The sequence below is a fragment of the Streptomyces sp. NBC_00083 genome, assembly GCF_026343295.1.
Lineage (GTDB): Bacteria > Actinomycetota > Actinomycetes > Streptomycetales > Streptomycetaceae > Streptomyces.
The window spans coordinates 3,306,841-3,330,705 of sequence record NZ_JAPELY010000001.1; the positions used below are offsets into that span (position 1 = coordinate 3,306,841).

Below are 23,865 nucleotides of genomic sequence, written 5' to 3' on the forward strand. Positions count from 1 at the left end.
CTCACAGCGATGCCGTACCCAGCGGTCGCTCGCTCTGTCCAAAGGCATAGGGCGGGATCGGTCCTGCGGCCCACGTCCGTGCCCCAGGCGCGATCCATACTGAGGGGCATGCCCCTCATCAGCCGTTTTGATCCTCCTGCCCGATCTGGGGCGGACGCCGTGCCGGGTCCCGGTGGTGTGCGTGGTCCGAGCGGTCCGCACCGGAGCGGCCGGGCTTTCGCGGAGACCGTCGCCGTGGCGGGCGCAGCCCTGTTTCTCCTGGCCGTCGCGGGGCCGCTGTGGTCGCTGCCGCACCCGGTGTTCCAGCTGGGTGCGATCGTGGGCGCCGTCCTCCTCTTCGCCGTACGCCGGCATCGGCCCGGGGCCGTACTTCTGGGCCTTGCCGTGCTGGCCGGGGCGGCACCTGTCGCGGCCCCGGTGGTGGCGGCCGCCGCCTACGCGACAGCCCTCGACGTGGTCCGCCCACGGCGCCGCGCGTGGCTGCTCGGGGGCGCGAGCCTGTTGATGATGGTGTCCGCCATCGGGACGGGCCCTGCGTTCGGCCCCGGCTCGGCCGTGTACAGCGCGGAACTCGGCTTCCTCATGGCGGCGACAGCCGTCGTGGTGCCGGGGCTCGTCGGGACGGTCCACGGGCAGCAGGCCCGGCTGCTGCGGGCGCTGCGCGAGCGCGGTGACGCGGCCGAGCGGGCCCGGCGCTCCGCCGACAACGAGGCACGCGTGCAGGAGCGCTCCCGGATCGCCGCCGAGATGCACGACCTCGTCGGCCACCGCCTCAGCCTCGTGTCGCTGCACGCGGGGGGATTGGAACTCGCTCTCGACCGGGCGGCGCCGGAGCTGCGCGAAGAGGCCGTCCTGGTCCGGCGCACCACGCGGGACGCGATGCGTGAACTGCGCCAGACCCTCGGCGTGCTCGGACCGCTCGGCCGTGACACCGGCCCGGACGCGCTCACCGATGACACCGGCACCACGAGCGATGTCGCAGCACTCGTCAAGGAGTCCCGCGACGGCGGCATCGACGTCCGCCTGACCTGGAACGGCCCCGACGTGGACACGCGCCCCGCGCCCGTGCGGCGCGCGGTCCACCGCGTGGTGCGGGAGGCGCTGACCAACGTCCACCGGTACGCCCACTCCGCCCAGGTGACCGTGCGGGTCGAGCACGACGAACGCGCGGTGAGGGTGATCGTCCACAACAGCGCGCCCGCCCGGCCATCGGACACCACGCCCACGGAGGGAACGGGGCGCGGCCTGACGGGGTTGCGCGAACGGGTCGACCTGCTCGGCGGCACCTTCGCGGCGGGCGCCGGTCCCGACGGCGGGTTCCTGGTGAGGGCGACCCTGCCCGCGGAGCCCGCCGACACCGTCATGAGCAAGGCACTCGGCGCCGGGGCCGAGGAGCCGCCGACGCCCAGGAATGCCGGGGCGTCGTTGCCGGACGGCGACCGCCGCACCGTGGGCGCCCTGATGGCCCTCCTGGGCGCGTCCGCGCTCTGGGTGCTGATGGCGCTCGCGATCGCCCTCGTGTACGGCCAGCCCCGGCACGAGACCCGCCATCCGCAGCCACGGCTGGGCATGACGTACGAGGAGTTGAACGGGGTGTTCGACAGCCCCGCCGAACGCGCCGCCGCCACCGGGCACGAACCGCCGCGCCCGGCCCGCGCGGTGGGCTGTGTCTTCCCGGCCGCCGGCCGCGGACCCCGCCCGGGATCCTTCGGCATCACCCGCTACTGCTTCGACGCGGCCCAGCGCCTGATCTCCATCGACCGCTTCACCGTCCCGTCCGTACAGGACGCCCAGCCATGGGAGAGCCGATGACCGAGCCGCCCCGTCCGATCCGGGTCCTGCTGGCCGACGACGAGGAGATGATCCGGCACGGCGTCCGGCTGATCCTGCGCCATGCCGACGGCATCGACGTGGTCGCCGAGGCCGCCGACGGGCACCGGGCCGTCGCCGAGGCCGCCGTCCACCACCCGGACGTGGCCCTGGTGGACATCCGCATGCCGCGGTGCGACGGTCTCGCCGCGATCCGGCCGCTGCTCGCTCTCGACCCCGCTCCGCGGGTCGTGATGCTGACGACGTTCGGCGACGACGACAACGTGATGCGGGCCCTGCGCGACGGCGCCGCGGGGTTCCTCCTGAAGGACGAGGGGCCGCAGGAGCTGATCAGCGCGGTCCGCGCGGCGGCGGCCGGCGATGCGGTGCTCTCCCCCGGAGTCACCGGCGCGGTGATCACCCGCATGCTGCACCGGGGCGCCGCGGACACCGGCGCGCGGGGTCCTGCGGATGAGCGGATCGCCCGGCTGACCGTTCGCGAGCGGGAGGTCCTGACGATGCTGGGGGAGGGCATGTCCAACCAGGACATCGCGGCCCGGCTGACCATCGGCATTGGCACCGTGAAGACCCATGTGAGCGCCGTGCTGGACAAGACCGGGTCGACGAGCCGCGTACAGGCGGCCCTCCTGGCACACCGGTCCGGACTGTGCCCCTGACCGCCGATCGGCCCGCAGTGCGGGCGACGGCAAGCGGCCGGCCTCTGCCGAAGGGCAGAGACGATCCTCTCGCCCCTGCCCTTCGGCAGAGCCCACATCACCACCTGGCGGCCGATGTTCACGCAGGTGAGAACGCCAAGGATGGGAACCTCCCGGCTCGCGAACGCTCGTGGGCCACCGTTCCCCATCCGGAGTCCTCGTGCCCAAGCCGCCTCTTCCCTTCGAACCCTTCGAACCCTTCCGACCTTCCGCAGCCCCCGGCGCCACCGCCGAGCCGGCGGCCCGCGCCACCCGACTGACCAAGGTCTACGGGAGAGGCGACACCCAGGTCACGGCGCTGGACGGGGTGACCGTGGAGTTCGGCCGGGCCCGCTTCACCGCGGTCATGGGCCCCTCCGGGTCCGGCAAGTCGACCCTGATGCACTGCATGGCCGGTCTCGACCGCGCCACCTCGGGTTCCGCGCGCATCGGGAGCGTCGAACTGACCGAATTGACGGACCGTCAACTCACGGCGGTGCGGCGGGAGAAGATCGGCTTCGTCTTCCAGGGCTTCAACCTGCTGCCCACCCTCACGGCGCACGAGAACATGACCCTCCCGCTGCGCCTGGCCGGGCGCCGCCCCGACCCCGCGTGGTCGGACACCGTCATCGCCGCCACGGGACTCGCGGAGCGCCTCGCGCACCGGCCGGCCGAACTCTCCGGCGGCCAGCAGCAGCGCGTCGCGGTGGCCCGAGCCCTGATGTCCCGACCGGAGATCGTCTTCGCCGACGAGCCCACCGGCAACCTCGACTCACGTTCCGGCGCGCACGTACTGGGCTTCCTGCGCGACTCCGTCGAGGAGTTGGGCCAGACCGTGGTGATGGTGACCCACGATCCGGTCGCCGCCGCCCACGCGGACCGCGTCGTCTTTCTCGCCGACGGCCGGCCCGTGGACGAACTGCACGCACCGACGTCCGGGGCCGTGCTCGACCGGATGCTCGCCTTCGAGGAGACCCAGGACCGGCACGCCGACTGACCACCCGCACCGGCCTCACTCCTCACCGCCGCCCTCCTTCCCCGCCGCCCTCCTTCCCCGCCCCGCACCGGCCCCCCTCCCTTCCCGAACCGCGGAAAGCCCCCATGCTGCGAACAGCCCTGCGCAACGTCCTCGCGCACAAAACCCGTCTGATCATGACCGTCCTGTCGGTCTGTCTCGGCGTCGCGTTCATCTCCGGCTCCCTGGTCTTCGCCGACTCCACCACCTCCGCCCACCGCGCCGCGATGTCCCGCGACTCCGCGGACATCGCCGTGAGCGTCGGCCCGAAATCCGTCCCCGGCGCCTCGCCGAAGGAGCAGTACGCGGCCCTCGACGACACCCTCGTACGCCGGCTCTCCCAGGTGCCCGGCGTCGCTGCCGCCCGCCCGACGGCCGACGGCACCGTCACCCTGGCCGCCAAGGACGGCACCCCGATGCGCGCCGACACCGCGATGGGCAAATTCGGTGCCGGCTACCTGCCCGGCCCCGACGGCAAGGACAGCCGCTACCCGCTGACCGAAGGCCGGGCCCCCGCCGGCGCCGACGAGATCGCCCTCGACCGCGGCACCGCGAAAGCCGCCGGTTACCGCCTCGGGGACGCGGTCACGCTCGCCGGCGACGGACCGGTCCTCACCCCACGCCTGGTGGGCCTGGTGTCCACCACCGACAGCCGGGTGAACGCCGGAGGGACCCTGGCGGTCTTCGACAGGGCGACCGCCCAGAAGCTGTTCGCCGCCCCCGGGCGCTACACCGGGATCGACCTGACGGCCGCACCCGGCACCAGCCAGTCCGAGCTCTCCGATCGGGTCACCGCCCTGCTGCCCACCGACCACGCCGAGGCCGTCACCGCCGGCGCCCGAGCCGCCCAGCAGTCCCTCTACATCGGCGCCAGGATCAAGAGCTACGAGCGGCTCCCGCTGCTCTTCGCGGCGGTCTCCCTGTTCATCGGGACCTTCCTCATCGTCAACACCTTCACCATGGTCATCGCCCGCCGCACCCGGGAGATCGCCCTGCTCCGGGCGATCGGCGCCACCCGCCGCCAAGTGGTCCGCTCGGTCCTGGCCGAGGCGACCCTGGTCGGCCTCGCCGCGTCCGCGCTGGGCTTCGTACTGGGCCTCGGCGTGGCCACCGTCCTGCCCCAACTCCTCGACTCGTCCGGCGACTTGCTGCCCAGCGGGCCCTTGGTGGTCGGGCCGATGCCGGTCATCGCCTCACTCGTGGCGGGCGTCGGCGTCACCGTGCTCGCCGCCTGGCTGCCGTCACGCGGCGCCGCACGCATCGCTCCTGTCGAGGCCCTGCGCACGGCCGATCAGCCGCCGTCTCCCGCGCTCTCCCGCATCCGCGGCGCCGTCGGCCTGGCCCTGCTCGTGCTCGGCGCCGGTCTGCTGATCTCGCTGAGCGACGCGGTCGGCGCCACCGACGCCAACCTCCAGACGGCCCTGCTCGGTTGCGGCATCCTCGTAGTCGCACTGATCCTGCTCGCCCCGCTCCTCGCCGGCCCCGTCATACGCCTCCTCGGCCGGCTCGTCGCCCGCTTCGGAGCGGCAGGCGACCTCGCCCGCGAGAACACCCTGCGCAATCCGCGCCGTACCGCGGCCACCGCGGCGGCGCTGATGATCAGCACGGCGCTCGTGTCCGGCCTCGCGGTCATCGACCACTCCACCAACCGGGCCCTGGACTCCCAGGCCGCCGCCGGTCTCAGCGCCGACTGCATCATCAGCACGCGCACTTCCACCACCGCCATCGACTCGGCGGCCGTCCGACGCGTCGCCGCGGTGCCCGGCGTGCGCACCGCCTCCGCCGTGGCGGACTCCACCATCACCCCGGGCGGCAAGCAGATCTCCGGAGTCGACCCCCGGACCGTGGGCGAGGTCATGAAGCTCCGCTTCGTCAGCGGCTCCGTCACCGACATCGGCCCCGGCAGGATCGCCGTCTCGCGCGGCTACGCCGCCGAACACCACCTCGCCACCGGGATGCCGCTCGACGCGAGCATCGGCGCCGGCGACCACGACCAGCGCTACACCGTGGTCGGCGTGTACGAGGACAACCCCACCGCCCAGGACGTCCTCGGCTACCGCGCCGACGTACAGAACCACGCGTACCTGCGCGACTCCGTACAGCGCCTCCTGGTCCGCACCGATGACGGCACGCTCTCCGCGGGCCTGGAGGAGCAGCTCCGCGCGGCGGTCGGCAACAGCCCGCTCCTGACCGTCCAGAGCCGCGGTCAGCTCGTCCGGGCTCAGGCCGGCACCGCGGGCGAACTCATGACCATGGTGATGGGGCTGCTCGCCATCGGCGTACTGATCTCGACGCTCGGCATGGTCAACACCCTTGCCATGTCGGTCTCGGAGCGCACCCGGGAGATCGGCGTCCTGCGGGCCATCGGCATGGACCGCCCGGCGGTGCGGACCATGATCCGTCTGGAGGCCGTGTGCGTCGCCGCCTTCGGCACGCTCCTCGGGCTGGCCGGCGGATTGTTCGGGGCGTGGAAGGTCAGCGGGCTGGCCAATGGCGCGATCCCGCAGTATTCCTTCTCGCTGCCCTGGGGCACGCTCGCCCTGGTCGTGGCGCTCGGCCTCGCGGTGGGCACGGTCGCGGCCGCAGTCCCCGCCCGGCGTGCCGCCCGGCTCGGCCCGCTGGAGGCGGTGGCGCGGGCATGACGAGGCGCTACCGGTGGGCAGTGCGCCGGCGCCGCGATGGTCGGCGTCGGGGTGACCGTCCGGTCCGCACTGCCTCAGGCCGTCTCGTCCCGGGGCGAAGTGAACAGGCTGACCATGGCGGTGATCGGGTCCGGGCCGAAGCACAGGTCGATGCCGTCGGCGGATTGCCGGGCCTTCTCGGCGCTGCGCGGGAAGAGGGCCTCTTCGTACACGGCGATCGCCTTGTCGACGTCCCCACGGTGTGCCGCGACGGCCTCCCCGAGTTCGGCGCCGTCGAGCATGGCGAGGTTGGCTCCCTCGCCGGCGAACGGGGACATCACGTGGGCGGCGTCGCCGAGCAGCGTCACACCCGGCACGGGGTCCCAGCGGTGACCGACGGGCAGCGCGTGGATCTTCCGGGGGACCAGCGGGCTGTCGGATTCCTTGATCAGTGCCTGGACACTCTCGTCCCATCCCTCGAACTGCTTCAGCACTGCCGTCGTGGCCGTCCGCGGATCGCTGAAGTCGATGCCGTCGAGCCAGTCCTCGGCGATCTGGACCGCGGAGGAGACGTGCAGGCTGCCGTCGGTCTCCCGGTGGGCCAGCACGGCCCTGCGGCCGGCGAGGGTGAAGAGCGCGCCGCCGCCGACGACGGCCGCGGCGGCCGGGTGCCGGGCGTCGGCGTCCAGCAGGTCGCTCTCCACGAACGAGATGCCGGTGTACGCCGGCTGGGCGTCGGAGACCAGCGGACGGATGCGGGACCAGGCGCCGTCAGCGCCGACCAGCAGGTCGCAGGTGATGCGCCCACCGTCGGCGAAGACGACCTCGTGCCGGCCGTCGCTCAGGGCACGGGCCCCGGTGGCCTTGCGGTTCCAGCGGACCGTGGTGGCGGGCAGGGAGTCGATGAGGAGGTCGCGCAACTGGCCCCGGTCCACCTCGGGGCGGTCGCCGTCGCCGTCGTCCGGCTCTTCGAAGTGGACGACGGCGTGTTGGTCCAGCACACGGCAGGCCTGCCCGCCGGGGTGGACGAGATCGCGGAAGCCTTCGTACAGCCCGGCGGCGCGCAGGGCGACCTGCCCGCTCTCCTCGTGGATGTCGAGCATGCCGCCCTGGCCGCGGACGTGACGTCCGGCCTCCAGGTCGAAGACGGCCGCCTCGACACCGTTCACGTGGAGCACGCGGGCGAGCGTCAGGCCGCCGAGACCGGCGCCGATGACGGCAATGGGATGGTGCGCCGTGGTGGTCATGGTGGTGCTCCTGTTCGCGTGGGGTGGTGGGGAGGGCCGCACGGGCGGGCGGCACGGCGGGTGGGCCGCACGGGCGGGCCCCGGGAACACCTCCACCGTAACGAACATGTTCGCAACGAACAAGTTCGTTACGGTCTTGTTCGGGTCACTCATGGCAAGCGAGGCCTGAGCCGGCGAATCTGTTCGCGACGAACGTGTTCGCTATGCTGAGGGCATGACCCCGAACCCCCAGCCGCGCAGCCGCCGAGAGCGCCCCGCCAAACCGGCACTCACCCGCGACGGCATCATCGGCACCGCGGTGCGGATCATGGAGGCCGAGGGGCTGCAGAAGCTCACGATGCGCAGGCTGGCGCAGGAACTCGACACCGGCCCCGCCTCGCTGTACGTGTACGTGGCGAACACCGCCGAGCTGCACGCGGCGATCCTCGAGGCGCTGCTGGGTGAGGTCGACCTAGTGGCCGCCGCGGCGACCGGCAACTGGCGCGAGCGGGTCAAAGCCGTGCTCGCCTCGTACATCGAGGTGCTCTACGCCTACCCCGGCCTGGCCCAGTCGGCGCTCATCGCCCGCCCTTCGGGTCCCCACTACCTGGACCTCGTCGAGGCGCTGCTCGCGCTGCTCGACGAAGGCGGCGTACCGGCCGGCCAGGCCGCCTGGGGCGTCGACGCGCTGCTCCAGACCGCGACCGCCACCGCGGCCGAGCACTCCGGCCGCCGCCAGAGCGCCGGCGCCGAGGACGACTGGAAGGCCCTCGCCGCCGGCCTGGACCAGGCCTCACCCGCGCGGCACCCGCACGTCGCCGCCCTCGGCGCGGACCTGATCTCCGGCCCGCCGACGGCACGGCGCGACTGGATCCTCCAGGCGCTGGTCAACGGGATCGCGCACACGCCACGCCCGCGCTGACGGGCACTCCGTAAACCGGTTGACCGGCGCCAGGCGGTCCCTGCTACCTTTCGGGTGGCCGTGCGAGAGATCGAGGAGGTGGTACCCGTGAACGCAGTATCGACATGGGTGCTCCCCTCCGGGGCCACGGTCGGGCGATAGGCCGTCGTCCGGGAGCGCCGTTCCAGCGCACTCCCGAAAGGCACGATCGTGCACTTCACTTCCGAACGACGACTCGACGACGACGTCATCGAGCGCGCCTTCTCCCTCGGCGAGATCCCCGGGTTCCTGTGGACACCCGCCCCCGCGTCCGTTTCCGCCCCGGTGCCGCTGATCCTGCTCGGCCACCCGCCCCTCGGTCTCGGCAGGATGTACCCCCGGCTCTTGGCGCGGGCTCTGCACTCCGCGGGAGAGGGTTTCGCCACCGCGACCATCGAACTCCCGGGAAGCGGCGACCGGCCCCGTTGGCCGGCCGTCGACCAGGCCCGTGCCGACCTGCGCCGGGCCATGGGGGCGGGCGAGCCGGTGAGCGACGAGATCGTCGACGCCCTCGTCCTGCCGCTCGTCGACAAGGCGGCACCGGAGTGGCAGGCCGCTCTGGACGCCCTTCTGTCGCTGCCCGAGATCGGCGGCCCGGTCGGGTACTCGGGGGGAGTCATCTCCATCGGTGTCCGGCTGGCAGTGGTCGAGCCCCGCATCGTGGCCGCCGGTCTCTTCGCCGGGAGTCTCGTGCCGCGCGCCATCTTCGACGAGGCGCGCCGGGTCACCATTCCGCTGCACGTCCTGCTGCAGTGGGACGACGAGGGGAACGACCGGCAGGCCGCCTTGGATCTCTTCGACGCGTTCGGCTCCAAGGAGAAGTCCCTGCACGCCAACATGGGCGGCCACACCGGGGTTCCGCAGTTCGCGGGGGAGGCCGCCGCCCAGTTCTTCTCCCGACATCTGAAGTAGGGCCGGCCCGGCGGCCGGCGTGCCGCCGGGGCGCCTGTTACGCCTCGGCCCCGCCCCCGGTACTCGGAGGCGGGGGCGGGTGCCCGGGAGGCCGGTGGCTCTCGACTGCGAGCCTCATCGTCGGCACAGTGCGAGAGCGGTGAGGCAGAGCGACAGGCTGGTCAAGGACATCGCGGCGACGGCGGTAGCGGTGACCCGTCGGCGCAGATGCGTGTAGCGACGGCGGTAGTCGGCATCCAACTCCCGCTTACGGTCGGCCACTTGGCGCGATGCATCGGCCTCGCGGGCGAGATGCCGGGGAATGTAATGGCGGATGACGTCGTCGCGCTCGGCCGTCGTCAGCCAGGGCAACTGCCCGGCGAACGCTTCGGCCTCCTCGCGGGCCTGGTGCCGGGCGGCCTGAACCATGAGGTAGCCCTCGAGTTCGGCAAGGCCGCCGCTCAACTCCTGCCGGTTCACGCTGAGTTCGCCTCCTACTGGTCCCGGTCGCCGGGCAGGTGCGGGTGCATCCCGTGGTCGTCGTCCACGATGTCGCGCCGGCCCTGGTTCACCAGGCGGTCGATCTGGGCCACGTCGGGGTGGTGCAGATCGAAGGCCGGTGATTCGGAACGGATGCGGGGGAGGGTGAGGAAGTTGTGCCGCGGAGGCGGGCACGTGGTGGCCCATTCGAGCGACCGGCCGAAGCCCCAGGGGTCCTCGCCGCGCACCCGCTGTCCGGTCCGAGCGGTCTTCCACACGTTGTAGAGGAACGGCAGGGTGGAGGCGCCCAGCAGGAACGCGCCGATGGAGGACACCGTGTTGAGGGCGGTGAACCCGTCCGCCGCCAGGTAGTCGGCGTACCGGCGGGGCATGCCTTCCGCACCGAGCCAGTGCTGGACGAGGAACGTGAGATGGAACCCGACGAACAGGGTCCAGAAATGGATTTTCCCGAGACGTTCGTCGAGGAACTTTCCCGTGAACTTCGGCCACCAGAAGTAGAAGCCGGCGAACGTCGCGAAAACCACCGTTCCGAACACCACGTAATGGAAGTGGGCCACGACGAAGTACGAGTCGGTCACATGGAAATCAAGAGGGGGCGAGGCCAGGATGACGCCCGTCAGGCCACCGAAGAGGAAGGTGACGAGAAATCCGATCGACCACAGCATCGGTGTCTCGAACGACAGCGATCCCGTCCACATGGTGCCGATCCAGTTGAAGAACTTCACGCCGGTGGGCACGGCGATCAGGAACGTCATGAAGGAGAAGAACGGCAGCAGCACCGCGCCCGTCGCGAACATGTGGTGCGCCCACACCGTGACGGACAGACCGGTAATGGCGAGGGTGGCACCCACCAGGCCCACGTAACCGAAAATGGGTTTACGGGAGAACACCGGGAAGATTTCGGTGACGATGCCGAAGAAGGGCAGCGCGATGATGTAGACCTCGGGATGCCCGAAGAACCAGAACAGGTGCTGCCACAGAAGGGCGCCCCCGTTCTCCGGGGCGAACACACGCGCCCCGAACCGGCGGTCGGCCTCCAGGACGAGAAGGGCGGCGGCCAGGACCGGAAAGGCCAGCAGCACGAGAACCGACGTCAGCAGGATGTTCCAGGTGAAGATGGGCATGCGGAACATGGTCATGCCCGGCGCACGCATACAGACGATCGTCGTGATGAAATTGACCGAACCCAGAATGGTCCCGAATCCTGAAAGCGCCAGCCCCATGATCCACATGTCGCCGCCGACGAACGGCGTGTGCGCGGCACCGCTCAGCGGCGTATAGGCGGTCCAGCCGAAGTCGGCCGTGCCCTGAGGGGTGACGATGCCGCCGATCACGATGAGGGCGCCGAAGAAGAACAGCCAGTACGCCAGCATGTTGAGCCGGGGGAACGCGACGTCCGGCGCGCCGATCTGCAAGGGCATGATCGCATTGGCGAAACCGGCGAAGGTCGGCGTCGCGAAGAACAGCAGCATCACCGTGCCGTGCAGCGTGAACATTTGGTTGTACTGCTCTTGCGACACGATCTGCAGTCCAGGGCGGGCAAGTTCCGCCCGGATGAGCAGAGCGAGCACGCCGCCGAACATGAAAAAGACAAATGATGTGATCAGGTAGAGATGGCCGATCGTCTTATGATCCGTCGTGGTGAGCCAAGAAACGAGCACCTTCCCTTTAGAACGTTTCTTGGGGTGGGACTCCGCGACCGGTTGAGCCGTAGTAACCATCAAAACCCCTCGCACACAGGCGGACAGACGCCACGTCAGTGCCCTTGAGGGGAAAAGCGAAACGCGAGAACCCGGACAATCAGCCATGTGGGCCTGTAATTGCTCGGCTCGGCTCGGCTCGGCTCGGCACGGCCGCCCCGCCTCGCATCGCATCGCGCCGGATTCAACCGGGGCCCGCTCGGCGGGGCGAAGGGGTAACCCGGTTTCCGGTATGCCTTGACGTCCTACGAGGCGGCGGCGCAGATTGATAGGGACCGGCGTAGCGCGGTGGAGTCGTGTGGGAGGCAGCCATGAAAGCTCCAGGCCCGCTCGCGCGAGCTGCGGGCAAAGGCCCGTACTCCTCCCGAGGGCTCGCGGCGCGCGCGAAGGGCGCCCGCACCGTCCTCGTGGAGGGCGAGCTCGATCTCGACAGCGCCGACGCCCTCTACCAGCACCTGCGCCGGGCGCTTGACCACTCGGCGGCAGGCGTGGTCCTCGATCTGCGGCAGGTCGCCTTCTGCGACTGCTCAGGACTGAGCGCGCTGCTCAGGGCCCGCCGGCGCGCGCTGGCGCAAGGTAAAACCCTCAGCATCCGTTCCGCGAGCCCCGCGATGCGCCGGCTCCTCGCGCTGACCCGCACCCGCGCGCTGTTCACCGCCGCCACCAGCTTTCCCGGCGACGCCTCGGCGGTGACCCGGGCTCTGGAACGCCCCGCGTGAGCGACCGGGCCCGCGGAGCAGGCGAACGCTCCGCTCACTCCCGTGAACGGAGCCCGTCCGCGCTGTCCGGAACGATGAGGCCGTCTTCGCCGGGCCGGGACGCCGCGGCGGTCAGGACGAGGACGGCCTGGTCGTCGTCGATGTCGTGACCCCCGGTGAACGTACGCACGGCGCTGGTCACCGCGTCGATGACGTGACCGGCGCCGCCCTCGTGCAACGCGCCGGCCAGGACGCCGACGAGGCGCTCTTCGCCGAACTGCTCGCCATCGGCGTTGCGGGCCTCGGTGATGCCGTCGGTGTAGAGCAGCAGGCTCTCGTGCGGGCGCAGGCGCAGATGGTGGGGTGTCACGTCGGGGTCGGCGGAAATGCCGAGCAAGGAGCCCTGCGCGTCCACGACACGGGCCGTGTGGTGGTCGCCGAGGTGCAGGGGGAGCGTGTGACCCGCGCGCACCAGCTCGATGTCCAGACCGTCCGGCGTGGGAGTGAGCTGCCCGTAGACGAGCGTGACGAAGCCGCCGCCGTGGCTGTCGGGACGATTGGTCAGGGCCCGGTTGACGGCCTTGACGACGGCCTCGGGACCCGGCAGGAACGGGGCGACGGCGCGTGCGGTGTGCCGGACCAGAGCGGTGGTGGTCGCGGCGATGGCGCCGCGACCGCAGACATCGCCCAGCATGAACGCCCAGCGGCCGTCATCGAGGGGGAAGACGTCGTAGAAGTCGCCGCCGATGTCGAGCCCCTCGCCGGCCGGATGGTAATAGGTGGCGACATCGGTGCCCGGGACGGCCGGCAGGTCGGGCAGGAGCAGGCCGGCCTGGAGGTCGCGGGCGAGAGTGGTGCGGTGGGCGTACTGCCGGGCGTTGTGCGCGGCCGACCCAGCGCGACGGGCCAGCTCCTCGGCCAGGGCGACGGTGTGACCGTCGAAGGTGTGCTCGCCGGTGGACAGCAGGGTCACGGTGCCGAACGCGCTGCCTCGGTCCATCAGCGGAACGCACAGGTAGCCGGTGACGCCCAGCTCGTGCCAGGGACCCGGACCGGTCGGTGTGCGACGGGCGACCTCGCTCGTGCCGGAGGCCAGGACGCGGGAGACGGCGTCGTCGTCGGCGTCGTACACCGGGATGTGGGAGGCGAGCAGAGCGCTCTGCTTCTCGGTGGGCGCGGCGGTGGCGACGCGGCGCACCCGCCCGCCCTGGACGACATCGACGGCGCACAGGGGAGCCAGTCTCGGGACGCACGAGTCGGCGAGACGGCGGAGGGTCTGGCTGGCGTCCAGGTCGGAGGTGAGCGCGGCACTCGCGTCCAACAGGAAGGCGAGGTCGTCGCGGGCGGCCTTCTCGCGGGCCTCGGCCGCCAGCCGCGCCTTCTCCGCGGCGTCCCGCTCGATCGCCAGGGCGGCGGTGCCCGCGAAGACCCGGGCCAGCGCGAGGTCGGCCTCCTGCGGTGCGCGGGGCACACGGTGGTACATCGCGAAGGTGCCAAGGAGCGAGCCGTCGCGGGCCAGGATGGGCGTGGACCAGCAGGCGGCGACGCCGGCCTGGCCGGCCAGGCCGCGGAAGTCCTCCCAGAACGGATCGGTGGCGATGTCCGTGACGATCACCGGCTGCCGCCGGTGCGCGGCCGTGCCGCACGAACCTATGCCCTCGCCGGTGGCTATGCCGTCGATGGCCTGGTTGTAGAAGTCGGGCAGACTCGGCGCCGCGCCGTGACGCAGGTGCCTGCCGTCGGCGTCCGCCAACAGCACCGAGACCAGTACCTCCTCGGGCGCCAGGTCCTCGATGACATGGGCCATCCCGTCCAGCACGTCCAGGAGCGGAGCCTGGCGGGCGATCTGCTCCAGCAGGGCCCGGTGCTCCGCCGTCAGCCGCTGGGCGTGCTTGACCTGGGTCGTCTCGACCCCGATCACCCGGACACCCATGACGTTTCCGCCGGCGTCCAGGCGGGGTTCGTAGGAGAAGTCGAAGAACGCCTCCCTGGCCGTGTCCCCGCGACCCAGCACCGCGCGGGCGTCGCGCCCCGTATGGGGTTTCCCGGTGCGGTAGACCCGGTCGAGGAGGGCGATGAAACCCTGCGCCGCCAGCTCCGGAACCAGCTGCCCCAGGGGCATGCCGGTCCGGATGTGTTCGCCGCCTCCGATGGCGGCGAAGAACGCGGCGTTGGCGGTCTCCACCATGTGCGCCGGACCGGCCAGGGACGCGAACACGGCCGTCGACTGCCCGAACAGGGCCCGCAGATCGTCCTCCGCCCCGCCCCTGGCAGTGCCGGATGCGCCCGCCCCCACGACAAGGCGGGCGGGCTGCGGCTTCGGTACACGCGTCATGCGCGGTGCCCCTCGTTCGGTAGGACCGGGCCTTCAGCACCGGCGGCGACGGCATCGCCTCTGTCCACGGCCAGCGCTCCGTCCACGTCCGCGTGGACGGAAAGCACCTGATGGAGACCCGTCAACTGGAAGAGCCGGGAGACCGGCGCCGGCACGGACGCCAGCCGCACCGCCCGGCTCCGCAGGGCCATCTGCTGGTGCAGACGGACGAGTTCACCGATGCCCGAGGAGTCGCAGAACGACAGCGCGGCGCAGTCGACCACCACCGGCCCCGCCGCCCGCCCCTCGGCCAGCTCCTGGTTCCCCGCGTCGCGCAGTTGCTCCACGCTGTCGTGGTCGAGCTCCCCGCGCAGCGCGAGCACCACGCTGCGCCCGTCCCGCCTGACATTCACCGAGAACACCCTCAGCTTCCTCCGTGTGAAGCGCTGACCGCCAACCCCCATGGGAAGAAACCGGCTTCCCGCGCCGCCTACCCCGGAAGCCCCCTGCGGAATCACACCATCCTCACGGAGAGCAGACGGCTCAGGGGCGGCCCGCCACGAACCAGCGGGCGGGGAGCTCCACCGCGGTGCCGTCGGGGTGGGTCTCGCTCATGACGAGGGCGGTCGTGCCCTCCGCGAGGAGGGTGAGGCCGGTCTCGCGCAGCAGGGCGGCCACCTCGCCCTCGGCCACCTCGCCGGGGCGCAGGTCGTGTTCCTTCACACGGCGCAGTTTCAGGGAGGGGCCGCCGGGCTGCGCGGCGATGGCGGCGATGACCTCCTTGGCCGCGCCGGTCGGTTCGAGGACGAGGGCGCGGCCGTGCGCGCCGACCAGCCGGGCGACCGTCGCGGCCACCGCGGGACGGTCCTCGGGGTCGCTCTGGTGCAGGACCGCCCGCATGTAGACGTTGGTGTCCCCGAGGCGGTCGTGCAGCGCGTCGGCCTGCGCCGGGTCTGCGAGGTTGAGCTGCTCGTACGTGGCGACCCCGTCCGGGTCGGCGCGGCGGGCGTGGGCGACAGCCGCGGCGGAGAGGTCGACGCCGACCGCGGCGGAGAAGCGGGTGGCCAGGAAGCGGGTCTGGGTGCCGTTGCCACACCCGAGGTCGGCGATGGGCAGTGTGTGGTCGGCGTACGGAGTGAGGTGGTCGAGGTCGCGCCGCGCGGTGAGGGCGGGGTCCGCGTCCCAGAAGGGCTCGCCCGCCTCGCCCGAGCTCTGCTCCCAGTAGCCGTCCCAGGAAGAGCGGTAACGGTCGGACACGGTCATGACGTCTCCTTGCGGTGGGTGATGCGCGATGTTCGGTCCGGCCGGTGCGTGGCGTGCGCTGTGTGTGCGGGGCGAGCAACAGGCCTGGTCCGGACGATAGTTGAGTGGGCGAGGTGAGAATCGCTGTTCCGGCCGCGCACCCTCGTACGAGCTACGCGGGCCGTCACGTTCACGTCCTGCCGCCGTGGGTGGGACGAGCGGTCCGTCAGTGCTCAAGGGCTCGGGCGGACACCTCTGCGGCTACCGCGCCGCGCGGATGCATGAGGTGTTCGTAACGCTCGACGGCGGCATCGAGGCCGGATCCGGTCGTGACGGCGTCGACGATGGCTGTGGCGAGGTCGGCCCCGTCGATCAGGGCGAGGTTGGCGCCCTGGCCGGCCGGGGGCATGAGGTGTGCGGCGTCTCCGAGCAGGGTGGCGCCTGCGGTGTGCTCCCAGGTGTGCGGGTAGGGCAGGCGGAAGACGGGCCTGCTGATGAAGGGGCCCTCGTTCTCGGTGAGCAGCCGCAGCAGATCGGTGTGCCATCCGGCGAAGACGCTCTGGAACCAGGCGCGTACGGCGCCGGTGTCGGCCGGATCGACACCGGCGTGTTCGGCCCAGTCCTGCTCGCACTTGAGCCCGATGTACACGCGGATGCTTTCGTTGCCGTTGCGCTGGCCGATGAGGACGTGCTCGGGGTCGTCGGCGTCGGTGGCGAGCATCATGCCGGGGCCGATCATCGCCGCCAGGCCGGGGTGGCGGCGGTCGACGTCGTGCAACCACGTCTCGACGAGGGTGTTGCCGGTGTACAGGGGTATGGCGTCGGACAGCAGGGGCCGGACCGTGGACCAGGCGCCGTCGGCCCCGACGACCAGGTCGAACTCCTCGGTGGGGCCGGCCTCGGGAGTGATCCGCGCCCGGCCGTCCGCCGTCAGCGTGACGGCCCGTACGGGGCTGCCCCAACGGACGTGGTCCGTGCCGAGCGCCCCCAGCAGCATGTCGCGCAGCTCGGTGCGGTCGATCTCGGGGCCGGTGTGGTCGTCGTGGTCCTCGGCGGCGACGCGGTGCCCGGCGTGGCCGCCGTCGTCCTGGCCGATGCGTCGCCCGGTGTGGTCGTACGCGCGCAGTTCCTGCGCCTCGGGACGGGACAGGGCGAGGAAGGTGTCGTACAGGCCTACGGTACGCAGGGCGGCCTGCCCCGTGTGCTGGTGGAGGTCCAGGCTGCCGCCCCAGTCACGTGCGCGGGGGCTGGTGTCACGCTCGAAGACGGTCGCTTCGATGCCGTGCTGACGCAGGACGGCGGCGCACAGCAGGCCGCCGGGGCCGGCGCCGACGATGGCGATGCGGGGGGTGTTCTCGCTCATGGGGTCCCTTTCAGGGGTGGTTGACCGGAGGCCCGGCGGGACCGGGCGGAGCTTCAGCGGGCGGGGCGGGTGTTGGCACGCAGGAGCAGCACCGCGGCGGCGGCGAGCATGACGAAGCCGAGCGTGTACGGCGTCGCGCGGCCGGAGCTCACGTACAGCCATCCGGCCAGCAGGGGGGCGGTCATCTGGATGGCGGAGCCTATGGAGGAGATGCCTCCTGCCAGCCAGCCCTGTTCGCTCGCCGCGACGGAGTTCGACATCATCGCGTCGAGGGCCGCGGTCGTGGCGCCCTGTCCGGAGGCGAACAACAGGGCTGCGGCGACGAGGAGTTGGGGTGCGTCGAGCGAGTGGGCGACCAGAGCCATGCCGGCACACCCCACGGTCTGGCCGACCAGGCCCGCGATGACCACGCCTCGTTCGCCGATCCTCGGCAGCAGCAGGGCGAGCAGCCCGCCCTGGATGACGATGTCGAGAACTCCGGCGACCGACATCAGCAGGCCGATCTGGGTGGCACCCCAGCCGACGGTGTCCCTGCCGAGGACCGGGAGGTTGTTGGCGTAGAAGTAGAACGGGATGCCGGCCAGGGTGAACCCGCCCAGGAGCAGGCGTAGTTCGGGGCGGGCGAAGGCGTCCTTGAGGACCTTGAAGGGGTGCAGGTCCTTCAGTTTCACCTTCGCCGTCCGGTTCTCGGGGGCGAGGCTCTCCGGAAGCGCGAAGACCGACACCGCTCCCACGGCCACGGCCATCAGCGCCGTGACATGGACCGGTGCGTCGAGGTGCCAGGTGGACAGGGCTCCGCCGATCGCGGGGCCGAGCATCATGCCCACCCCGGCGAGGGCCCCGAGCATGCCGTAGCGCTTGGCGCGGTCCTCGGCCGGCGTGATGTCCGCGACGTAGGCGAAGATCGCCGGCATGTCGCCCGCGGTGAGGCCCTGCAGCGCTCGGGCGGCGACGAGCACCCACAGCGCTCCGCCGACGCCGAACACGGCATAACCGGCGGCGGCTCCGAACGCGCTGATGATCAGGATCGGCCTTCGGCCGAAGCGGTCCGAAAGGCCGCCGAGCAGAGGCGCTACGAGGAACGCGCACAGCGCGTTCACCGATTCCAGCACCGCGACCCACAGGGCCAGCGAGCCCTCGTGGACGTACTCCAGGGTGACGAACGGGAGCACCGGAAAGACCACGGTCATCCCGATGGTGTTCAGCAGGGTCAGGCACACGATGACAACCCACGCCCGGCGGAGCGCCGGCGCGGCGGGTCCAGGTGGGGGTGCGGCCATGGGTGGGGCGGGGGCGGTGGTCTCGATGACGTCCTCCAAGCTAGAACGGAACTGTAAACAGAACCGTTCTGATTACGCAACTGTTATAGTTGGGTCATGGAGACGACACCGCAGGTCAGCCGCCGTGAACGGAAGAAGGCGGAGACGCGCAGAACGATCGCGGATACTGCGCTGCGGCTCTTCTTCGAGCGCGGATACGACGACGTGGGGATACGGGAGATCGCGCAGGAGGCCGATGTCGCCGTCGCGACGCTGTTCGCCCACTTCCCGTCGAAGGAGGCTCTCGTCTTCGACCAGGACGCCGAACAGGAGGACATGCTCCTCGACGTGGTGCGCCGGCGGCCGGACGGCGTGGCCATCCCGGAGGCCCTGCGTGGCTGGCTCCACGAGGTGGTGCGGGCCGCCCGTGCCGAGCCCGAACTGGAGCGCTTCCACCGCCTCGTCGACTCCACGCCGGCCCTGCGCGAGCACGCGGCCCAGATGTGGCTGCGTCACGAAGACGCGCTCGCCCGGACCATCGCCGCCGACATCGGCCTCGCCGCCCCCGACATTCCGTGCCGGCTGCTGGCCCGCAACTGCCTGGGCACCATTCCGGCGCTGCGCGACGCCGACCGGGCGGCCCGGGTCATCGACGAGACGTTCGCCTTCATCGAAGCGGGCTGGAACGCGACGACAAGCGCCAAGGGCTCCGGGCTCCCGGCCTGAGGGGCTGGTTCGCCCGGGGCTCCATCAGCCAGGCCGATGGGGCCCATCGGGCTCGACGGGCGGTCCGACGGGCGGCCCGGCAGGCGACTCGACAGGCGGCGGGGATGACTATTCGGGCAGTGGCCTGTCCTGAACGACGTTCTTCATGACGAGGGTCGACGTCAGGCGTTGCACACCGGGAAGCCGGGCGAGGCGCTGGTCGTAGAGCTCCTGGAACGCGGCCAGGTCGGCGGTCGCGACCCGCAGCAGGTAGTCGGGCTCTCCGAACAGCCGCTGTGCCTGCAGCACATGCGGCACCGCGGCGACGGCCTCTTCGAACGCCGTGACGGTGTCGGGGGTCTCCCAGCGCAGCGTGGCAAAGACGAGGGCCTCGAAGTTCAGGCCCACGGCCGCCGGATCGAGGATGGCCCGGTAGCCGCGGATGGCGCCCCCGCGTTCGAGATCGCGCAGCCGGCGGTGGCAGGGCGACACGCTGAGCTGCACGCGGGCGGCCAATTCGGTGACCGTCAGACGACCGTCCACCTGCAGCTCCGCAAGAATCTTCCGGTCCATGGCATCCATGAGAAAGATTCTCCCTCAGATCGCGCGATCATGAAGTAAAGACGCAAACACCTTCTGGCTCATCCCGCCTAGCCTTCCCTCGGAGCACGACATGTGAGAGGGAACAACCGATGAGCACGACGACACTGGCCGCCTTCCTGGCTGTGGACCTGCTACTGGTCTTCACCCCGGGCGCCGACTGGGCCTACGCGATCTCCGCCGGCATGGGGGGACGCCCGGTCCTCCCGGCTGTGACCGGACTGATCGTCGGCCACGCCGCCTACGCCCTGGTGGCCATCGCGGGGCTGGCGGCGATCGTCGCGAGCTTTCCCGCCGTACTCACCGCGTTGACCCTCGCGGGGGCCGGCTATCTGCTGTGGCTGGGCTGGGGCGTCCTGCGCGAGCCGGCCGTTCCGGAGGCCGCGGGCGCCGGTGAGACCGCACACGTCCCTCGCCTCCAGGCAGTGCTGCGAGGCGCCGGGATCAGCGGCCTCAACCCCAAGGCGCTCCTGCTGTACTTCTCGCTCTTCCCGCAGTTCATCGACCCGGCGACGGGCTGGCCGGTCGCCGCGCAGACCGGTGTGCTCAGCTCGATGCACCTGGCCGCGTGCGCGGTCGTCTATCTCGGCGTCGGCGTCCTCGCCCGTACGGTCCTCGCCACCCGCCCCGCGGCCGCCCGCCTCGTCACGCGCGTCAGCGGCGCCATGATGATCGCCATCGGCGCCTTCCTGCTGGTGGAACGCCTGGCCGCCTGAGGGCGCGCCCCCTCGGCCCGCCTCGGCCCCGGGACCGGACTCCCGGGGCCGAGGCTCCGCGTCACTTCCGCCAGAACAAGTGGTGCGTCACGCCGCTGGGGCTCGGCACGACCTCCAGGTGGTACCGGTCGGTGAGCTCGTCGGGCGAGTCCCACAGGCGCAGGCCGCTCCCGAGCTTCACGGGCGAGACGGCGATGTGCAGGGTGTCGACGAGCCCGGCGTCGAGGAACTCCCGGATGCTGGTGACTCCGCCGCCGAGACGGACGTCCTTGCCCTGTGCGGCCTCCCGCGCCCGGTCCAGGACCGTGGCCGGATCGCCGTCGGTGAAGTGGAACGTCGTGTCGGAGAGCGTGATCGAGGGGCGCAGGTGATGGGTCAGGACGAACACCGGAGTGTGGAACGGAGGCTCCTGGCCCCACCAGCCCTGCCACTCGTGGTCCGTCCAAGGGCCGCGCTGGGGCCCGAACTTGTTGCGGCCCATGATTTCCGCGCCGATGTTGCGTGCGAAGTCCCGCGTGAAGTAGTCGTCGAGACCCCTGCTTCCCCCGGAATCCGTGCGCATCGGCCAGCTCGCCGTGGCTCCGGCCCACGAGAACAGCCTCTCGGGGCTTTCCAGGCCGAACGGCAACTCAAGAGTCTGGTGCTCGCCGGCGGCGATACCGTCACTTGAGATGTTGAAGTTCATGACTCTCAGGAGTTGGTCGTTCATGCGTGCCTCGTCTGGTGCTGTCGTGTGGTCGCGCGGCAGACCGCCGCACACTCTGACGTCGATCGAGGTGGTGCCGGATCGACACATCGGCCCACATCTTTTTTCGCACGCCGCCGCGCCACCCCGCCACTCCGGAATCTGCCGGGGCCCACCGCTGCCACCTCTTGCTCCGTCTATCGAAAGTCGATAGATTTCGATCGTAAGGCGTTGGGTGAAGGGGTGGGTCATGGGCCGGATGACTGTGCGTGCGTTGCGCGCCGTGCTGGTGGTGGTGCTCGCCGGCACCGTGTTCGTGCAGGCGGGAATGGTCTGGGCGCTGGTCAGTGGGAGCGACCCGGAGGACGGGTCGCTCCCACTGACCCCGTTGCGGGTGGTCACGATCCTGGGCATGGGGGCGGCCCAGGTCGCCCTGGTCTGCGTGTGGCGACTGGTGACGATGGTGCGGCGCGGCACCGTGTTCTCGCACGCCGCCTTCCGGTACGTGGACGGGCTGATCGGCGCGATCGTGGCGGCCGCCCTGGTCTGGTTCGCGGTCACCGCCATCAATGCGCCGGGTCAGCGGGAGGACCCGGGAGTCTCCGTCATCATGGCCGGCATCGGTGTGGCCGTCCTGGGGGTCGCCCTGATCGTGCTCGTCCTGCGGATGCTGCTCGTTCAGGCCGTCGACCGGGATGTCGAAGCGGCGCGGATGCAGGCCGAGTTGGACGAGGTGATCTGATGCCGATCACCGTCGACATCGACGTGATGCTCGCCCGGCGCAAGATGTCGGTGGGCGAACTCGCGGACCGTGTGGGCATCACGCCCGCCAACCTGGCCGTGCTCAAGAACGGCCGCGCCAAGGCGGTGCGATTCACGACCCTCGCGGCGCTCTGTGAGGTGCTCGAGTGCCAGCCCGGCGATCTGCTGCGCTGGGAGGTCGAGGAGGGCGTGCCGGTCGAGTGAGCGGACGCGGCCGCTGCACCGGTCGGCGCGCGGCTCACTGCCCGCGGCGACAGGAGGGCCGCATCCGGCCGGAACGCCCCGTGCCGCCCGCGGCGACCTCCGGCCGGCTGGCGACAGGAGGGCCGCATCCGGCCGGAACGCCCCGTGCCGCCCGCGGCGACCTCCGGCCGGCTGTTCAGGCCCGCAGCGTCGTGAGCCAGTCGACGAGCAGCCGGTTGACGTCGTCGGGGCGTTCTTGCTGGATCCAGTGGCCGCAGCCCTCCAGGAGGTGGGAGGCGGAGAGGCCGGGGAGGGTGGTGGGATAGGCGTCGATGGCGTCGGCCATCCAGGTGGTGGAGGCGTCCCGGGCGCCGCCGATGAAGAGGGAAGGCTGCTCGACCGGGGCTCCGCGGTGCGGGGCGAGGTCCTCCCAGTCGCGGTCCATGGCGCGGTAGCGGTTGAGCGCGCCGGTGAACCCCGTGCGCTCGAACTCCCCGGCGTAGAAGTCGAGGTCGTCCTCGCTCAGCCAGGCCGGCAGAGCGGCGGTGGGGAAGCGGTCACGCAGCCGGCCGTCAGGGGCCACGAAGTGCGGGTCGGGCTCGCCGTCGGCGGGCATGGTGTCGGCGGACAGGGCCGCGTAGAACCCCGCGAGCCAGCCCCGCACGTCCGGCTCGATCTCCGCCTCCGCGCGGCCGGGCTCCTGGAAGTAGGAGACGTAGAACTCCTGCTCGGGGCCGCCGATCTGGCCGAAGACGTCGGTGGGGCGGGGGCCGCCCGGAGGGGCGTACGGCACGCTCAGCAGGCCGACGGCGTGGAAGACCTCGGGGCGGAGGAGGGCGGAGACCGCGGCGATGTTGGAGCCCCAGTCGTGACCCACGATCACCGCGCTCTCCTCGCCCAGGGCGCGCACGGCCGCGACGTTGTCCTCCACCAGGTCGACCATGCGGTACGCATCTCGCGCGGTCGGCTTCGAGGAGCGGCCGTAGCCACGCACATCGAGCGCCGCCACGCGGAAGCCGGCCGCGGCGAGGGCCGGGATCTGGCGCCGCCAGGAGTACCAGGACTCGGGGAAGCCGTGCACGAGCAGGACCAGCGGGCCGGCACCCTGCTCGACCAGGTGCATGCGCCCACCCGGGGTTTCGACCGTCCGGTGACGGAGAGCGGCGTACGGCTCGGACTGCATAAGTTCCTCCTCGGTGGGCCGACGGAAGCGGCCACGCGTCGATCATGCGTCGTGTCCGCCCGGCGGGGCCATGTTCATTGCCAGGCTGGCAAACTTGCAGGGCAGGACGGTGTGACGGCGTGTTCGGGAGGTACGGCGACGATGGCGGGCGACCACGTGGCACAGACGCTGGCGGCGATGGGCCCGCGGCTGCGCGCAGCGCGCGAGCGTCGAGGCGCGACGCTCACCGGCGTCAGCTGTGCGACCGGGATCTCACCGAGCACGCTGTCGCGCATCGAGACCGGCCGGCGCAAGCCCACCCTGGAGGTGGTGCTGCGGCTGGCGGAGGAGTACGGCGTCTCCCTGGACGAGCTGGCGGGCGGCGCGGCTGCCCCGCCGGCCGGGCCCCGCGCCCCGGCGCTGAGCTTCGGCGACGACAAGGCGGTGCTGCCGCTGACCCGCTACGTCGGAGGCCTGCACGCACACAAGCACGTCCTGCCCGCCGTCGAGGAGCCGCGGCAGGCGAGACCGCGGCAGGTCTCCCACGACGGCTACGAATGGCTGTGCGTCCTGTACGGCCGACTGTGGCTCGCGCTCGGCGGCCAGGACCTCGTCCTGACCGCCGGGGAGGTCGCCGAGTTCGACACCCGCACCGCTCACGGAGTCGCCAACGCGGGGTCCGAGGGCCCCGTCGAGTACCTGATCATGTTCGGACCGCAGGGTGAACGACTCCGGCCGCGCACCTGAGAAACGCTCTGACTGATATGCGCCGTCGCTG

Annotated in this window: 23 protein-coding genes; 12 read left to right on the forward strand and 11 right to left on the reverse strand. The window is 71.6% G+C overall.

Going from position 1 to position 23,865, the window contains the following annotated elements; translation table 11 throughout:
- Nucleotides 1-234: 234 nt before the first annotated feature.
- From OOJ98_RS14805 to OOJ98_RS14820, 4 genes are all read left to right on the forward strand, one after another.
- The gene (locus tag OOJ98_RS14805) at nucleotides 235-1,812 is read left to right on the forward strand and encodes a sensor histidine kinase (RefSeq protein WP_267055141.1); all 1,578 of its coding nucleotides are present in this window, start codon (nucleotides 235-237) and stop codon (nucleotides 1,810-1,812) included.
- A complete protein-coding gene (locus tag OOJ98_RS14810) occupies nucleotides 1,809-2,486 on the forward strand; it encodes a response regulator transcription factor (protein WP_267055142.1) in 678 nt (225 codons plus the stop codon). Before OOJ98_RS14805 ends, OOJ98_RS14810 begins: the two co-directional genes overlap by 4 nt.
- 199 nt (nucleotides 2,487-2,685) lie before the next feature.
- Nucleotides 2,686-3,501, forward strand: coding sequence for an ABC transporter ATP-binding protein (locus OOJ98_RS14815; RefSeq protein ID WP_267055143.1), 816 nt, complete (start codon nucleotides 2,686-2,688; stop codon nucleotides 3,499-3,501).
- A gap of 104 nt (nucleotides 3,502-3,605) precedes the next feature.
- The gene (locus OOJ98_RS14820; RefSeq protein WP_267055144.1) at nucleotides 3,606-6,161 is read left to right on the forward strand and encodes an ABC transporter permease; all 2,556 of its coding nucleotides are present in this window, start codon (nucleotides 3,606-3,608) and stop codon (nucleotides 6,159-6,161) included.
- 74 nt (nucleotides 6,162-6,235) lie between these two features.
- Here the strand turns inward: OOJ98_RS14820 and OOJ98_RS14825 are convergent, their stop codons facing one another.
- The gene (locus OOJ98_RS14825) at nucleotides 6,236-7,387 is read right to left on the reverse strand and encodes an NAD(P)/FAD-dependent oxidoreductase (protein WP_267055145.1); all 1,152 of its coding nucleotides are present in this window, start codon (nucleotides 7,385-7,387) and stop codon (nucleotides 6,236-6,238) included.
- A 214-nt stretch (nucleotides 7,388-7,601) separates the two neighbouring features.
- On the opposite strand from OOJ98_RS14825, the gene OOJ98_RS14830 reads away from it, so the two are divergent.
- Together OOJ98_RS14830 and OOJ98_RS14835 are read left to right on the forward strand one after the other, a co-directional pair.
- The gene (locus tag OOJ98_RS14830) at nucleotides 7,602-8,288 is read left to right on the forward strand and encodes a TetR/AcrR family transcriptional regulator (RefSeq protein ID WP_267055146.1); all 687 of its coding nucleotides are present in this window, start codon (nucleotides 7,602-7,604) and stop codon (nucleotides 8,286-8,288) included.
- Nucleotides 8,289-8,477: 189 nt separating this feature from the next.
- A complete protein-coding gene (locus tag OOJ98_RS14835) occupies nucleotides 8,478-9,218 on the forward strand; it encodes an alpha/beta hydrolase (RefSeq protein WP_267055147.1) in 741 nt (246 codons plus the stop codon).
- A gap of 114 nt (nucleotides 9,219-9,332) precedes the next feature.
- On the opposite strand, the gene OOJ98_RS14840 is transcribed toward OOJ98_RS14835, so the two are convergent.
- Both OOJ98_RS14840 and ctaD read right to left on the reverse strand, forming a co-directional pair.
- Nucleotides 9,333-9,677, reverse strand: coding sequence for a hypothetical protein (locus tag OOJ98_RS14840; protein ID WP_267055148.1), 345 nt, complete (start codon nucleotides 9,675-9,677; stop codon nucleotides 9,333-9,335).
- Nucleotides 9,678-9,691: 14 nt separating this feature from the next.
- Nucleotides 9,692-11,419: a cytochrome c oxidase subunit I gene (gene ctaD, locus OOJ98_RS14845; protein ID WP_267055149.1), complete on the reverse strand. Its 1,728-nt coding sequence runs from the start codon at nucleotides 11,417-11,419 to the stop codon at nucleotides 9,692-9,694.
- A 290-nt stretch (nucleotides 11,420-11,709) separates the two neighbouring features.
- On the opposite strand from ctaD, the gene OOJ98_RS14850 reads away from it, so the two are divergent.
- Nucleotides 11,710-12,117 carry an STAS domain-containing protein gene (locus OOJ98_RS14850; RefSeq protein WP_267055150.1) on the forward strand — a complete coding sequence of 136 codons (408 nt, stop codon included), beginning with the start codon at nucleotides 11,710-11,712 and terminating at the stop codon, nucleotides 12,115-12,117.
- Between the two features lie 34 nt (nucleotides 12,118-12,151).
- On the opposite strand, the gene OOJ98_RS14855 is transcribed toward OOJ98_RS14850, so the two are convergent.
- From OOJ98_RS14855 to OOJ98_RS14875, 5 genes are all read right to left on the reverse strand, one after another.
- Complete coding sequence (locus OOJ98_RS14855) at nucleotides 12,152-14,431, reverse strand: SpoIIE family protein phosphatase (protein WP_267055151.1); 2,280 nt, start codon at nucleotides 14,429-14,431, stop codon at nucleotides 12,152-12,154.
- Nucleotides 14,428-14,823: an STAS domain-containing protein gene (locus OOJ98_RS14860; RefSeq protein ID WP_267055152.1), complete on the reverse strand. Its 396-nt coding sequence runs from the start codon at nucleotides 14,821-14,823 to the stop codon at nucleotides 14,428-14,430. The genes OOJ98_RS14855 and OOJ98_RS14860 overlap by 4 nt, the downstream gene beginning before the upstream one ends.
- Nucleotides 14,824-14,953: 130 nt before the next feature.
- The gene (locus OOJ98_RS14865) at nucleotides 14,954-15,673 is read right to left on the reverse strand and encodes a class I SAM-dependent methyltransferase (RefSeq protein ID WP_267055153.1); all 720 of its coding nucleotides are present in this window, start codon (nucleotides 15,671-15,673) and stop codon (nucleotides 14,954-14,956) included.
- A gap of 205 nt (nucleotides 15,674-15,878) precedes the next feature.
- Nucleotides 15,879-17,015: an NAD(P)/FAD-dependent oxidoreductase gene (locus OOJ98_RS14870; RefSeq protein ID WP_267055154.1), complete on the reverse strand. Its 1,137-nt coding sequence runs from the start codon at nucleotides 17,013-17,015 to the stop codon at nucleotides 15,879-15,881.
- A gap of 53 nt (nucleotides 17,016-17,068) precedes the next feature.
- The gene (locus OOJ98_RS14875) at nucleotides 17,069-18,334 is read right to left on the reverse strand and encodes an MFS transporter (RefSeq protein ID WP_267055155.1); all 1,266 of its coding nucleotides are present in this window, start codon (nucleotides 18,332-18,334) and stop codon (nucleotides 17,069-17,071) included.
- Between the two features lie 57 nt (nucleotides 18,335-18,391).
- Between OOJ98_RS14875 and OOJ98_RS14880 the strand changes: the two genes are divergently transcribed.
- The gene (locus OOJ98_RS14880) at nucleotides 18,392-19,000 is read left to right on the forward strand and encodes a TetR/AcrR family transcriptional regulator (RefSeq protein ID WP_267055156.1); all 609 of its coding nucleotides are present in this window, start codon (nucleotides 18,392-18,394) and stop codon (nucleotides 18,998-19,000) included.
- A gap of 108 nt (nucleotides 19,001-19,108) precedes the next feature.
- Here OOJ98_RS14880 and OOJ98_RS14885 read toward each other — a convergent pair whose 3' ends face one another.
- A complete protein-coding gene (locus OOJ98_RS14885; protein WP_267055157.1) occupies nucleotides 19,109-19,561 on the reverse strand; it encodes an Lrp/AsnC family transcriptional regulator in 453 nt (150 codons plus the stop codon).
- Between the two features lie 110 nt (nucleotides 19,562-19,671).
- Here OOJ98_RS14885 and OOJ98_RS14890 point away from each other — a divergent pair, with 110 nt between their 5' ends.
- Nucleotides 19,672-20,295 (forward strand): LysE family translocator, encoded by a 624-nt coding sequence (locus OOJ98_RS14890; protein ID WP_267055158.1) that lies wholly within the window; start codon nucleotides 19,672-19,674, stop codon nucleotides 20,293-20,295.
- 61 nt (nucleotides 20,296-20,356) lie between these two features.
- On the opposite strand, the gene OOJ98_RS14895 is transcribed toward OOJ98_RS14890, so the two are convergent.
- Nucleotides 20,357-21,004, reverse strand: coding sequence for a dihydrofolate reductase family protein (locus tag OOJ98_RS14895; RefSeq protein WP_267055159.1), 648 nt, complete (start codon nucleotides 21,002-21,004; stop codon nucleotides 20,357-20,359).
- A 226-nt stretch (nucleotides 21,005-21,230) separates the two neighbouring features.
- On the opposite strand from OOJ98_RS14895, the gene OOJ98_RS14900 reads away from it, so the two are divergent.
- Both OOJ98_RS14900 and OOJ98_RS14905 read left to right on the forward strand, forming a co-directional pair.
- A complete protein-coding gene (locus tag OOJ98_RS14900; RefSeq protein ID WP_267055160.1) occupies nucleotides 21,231-21,722 on the forward strand; it encodes a DUF2975 domain-containing protein in 492 nt (163 codons plus the stop codon).
- Nucleotides 21,722-21,946 carry a helix-turn-helix transcriptional regulator gene (locus tag OOJ98_RS14905; protein WP_267055161.1) on the forward strand — a complete coding sequence of 75 codons (225 nt, stop codon included), beginning with the start codon at nucleotides 21,722-21,724 and terminating at the stop codon, nucleotides 21,944-21,946. The genes OOJ98_RS14900 and OOJ98_RS14905 overlap by 1 nt, the downstream gene beginning before the upstream one ends.
- A 175-nt stretch (nucleotides 21,947-22,121) precedes the next feature.
- On the opposite strand, the gene OOJ98_RS14910 is transcribed toward OOJ98_RS14905, so the two are convergent.
- The gene (locus OOJ98_RS14910) at nucleotides 22,122-23,108 is read right to left on the reverse strand and encodes an alpha/beta fold hydrolase (RefSeq protein WP_267055162.1); all 987 of its coding nucleotides are present in this window, start codon (nucleotides 23,106-23,108) and stop codon (nucleotides 22,122-22,124) included.
- Nucleotides 23,109-23,249: 141 nt separating this feature from the next.
- On the opposite strand from OOJ98_RS14910, the gene OOJ98_RS14915 reads away from it, so the two are divergent.
- Nucleotides 23,250-23,834 carry a helix-turn-helix domain-containing protein gene (locus OOJ98_RS14915; protein WP_267055163.1) on the forward strand — a complete coding sequence of 195 codons (585 nt, stop codon included), beginning with the start codon at nucleotides 23,250-23,252 and terminating at the stop codon, nucleotides 23,832-23,834.
- The last annotated feature ends 31 nt before the right edge of the window (nucleotides 23,835-23,865 follow it).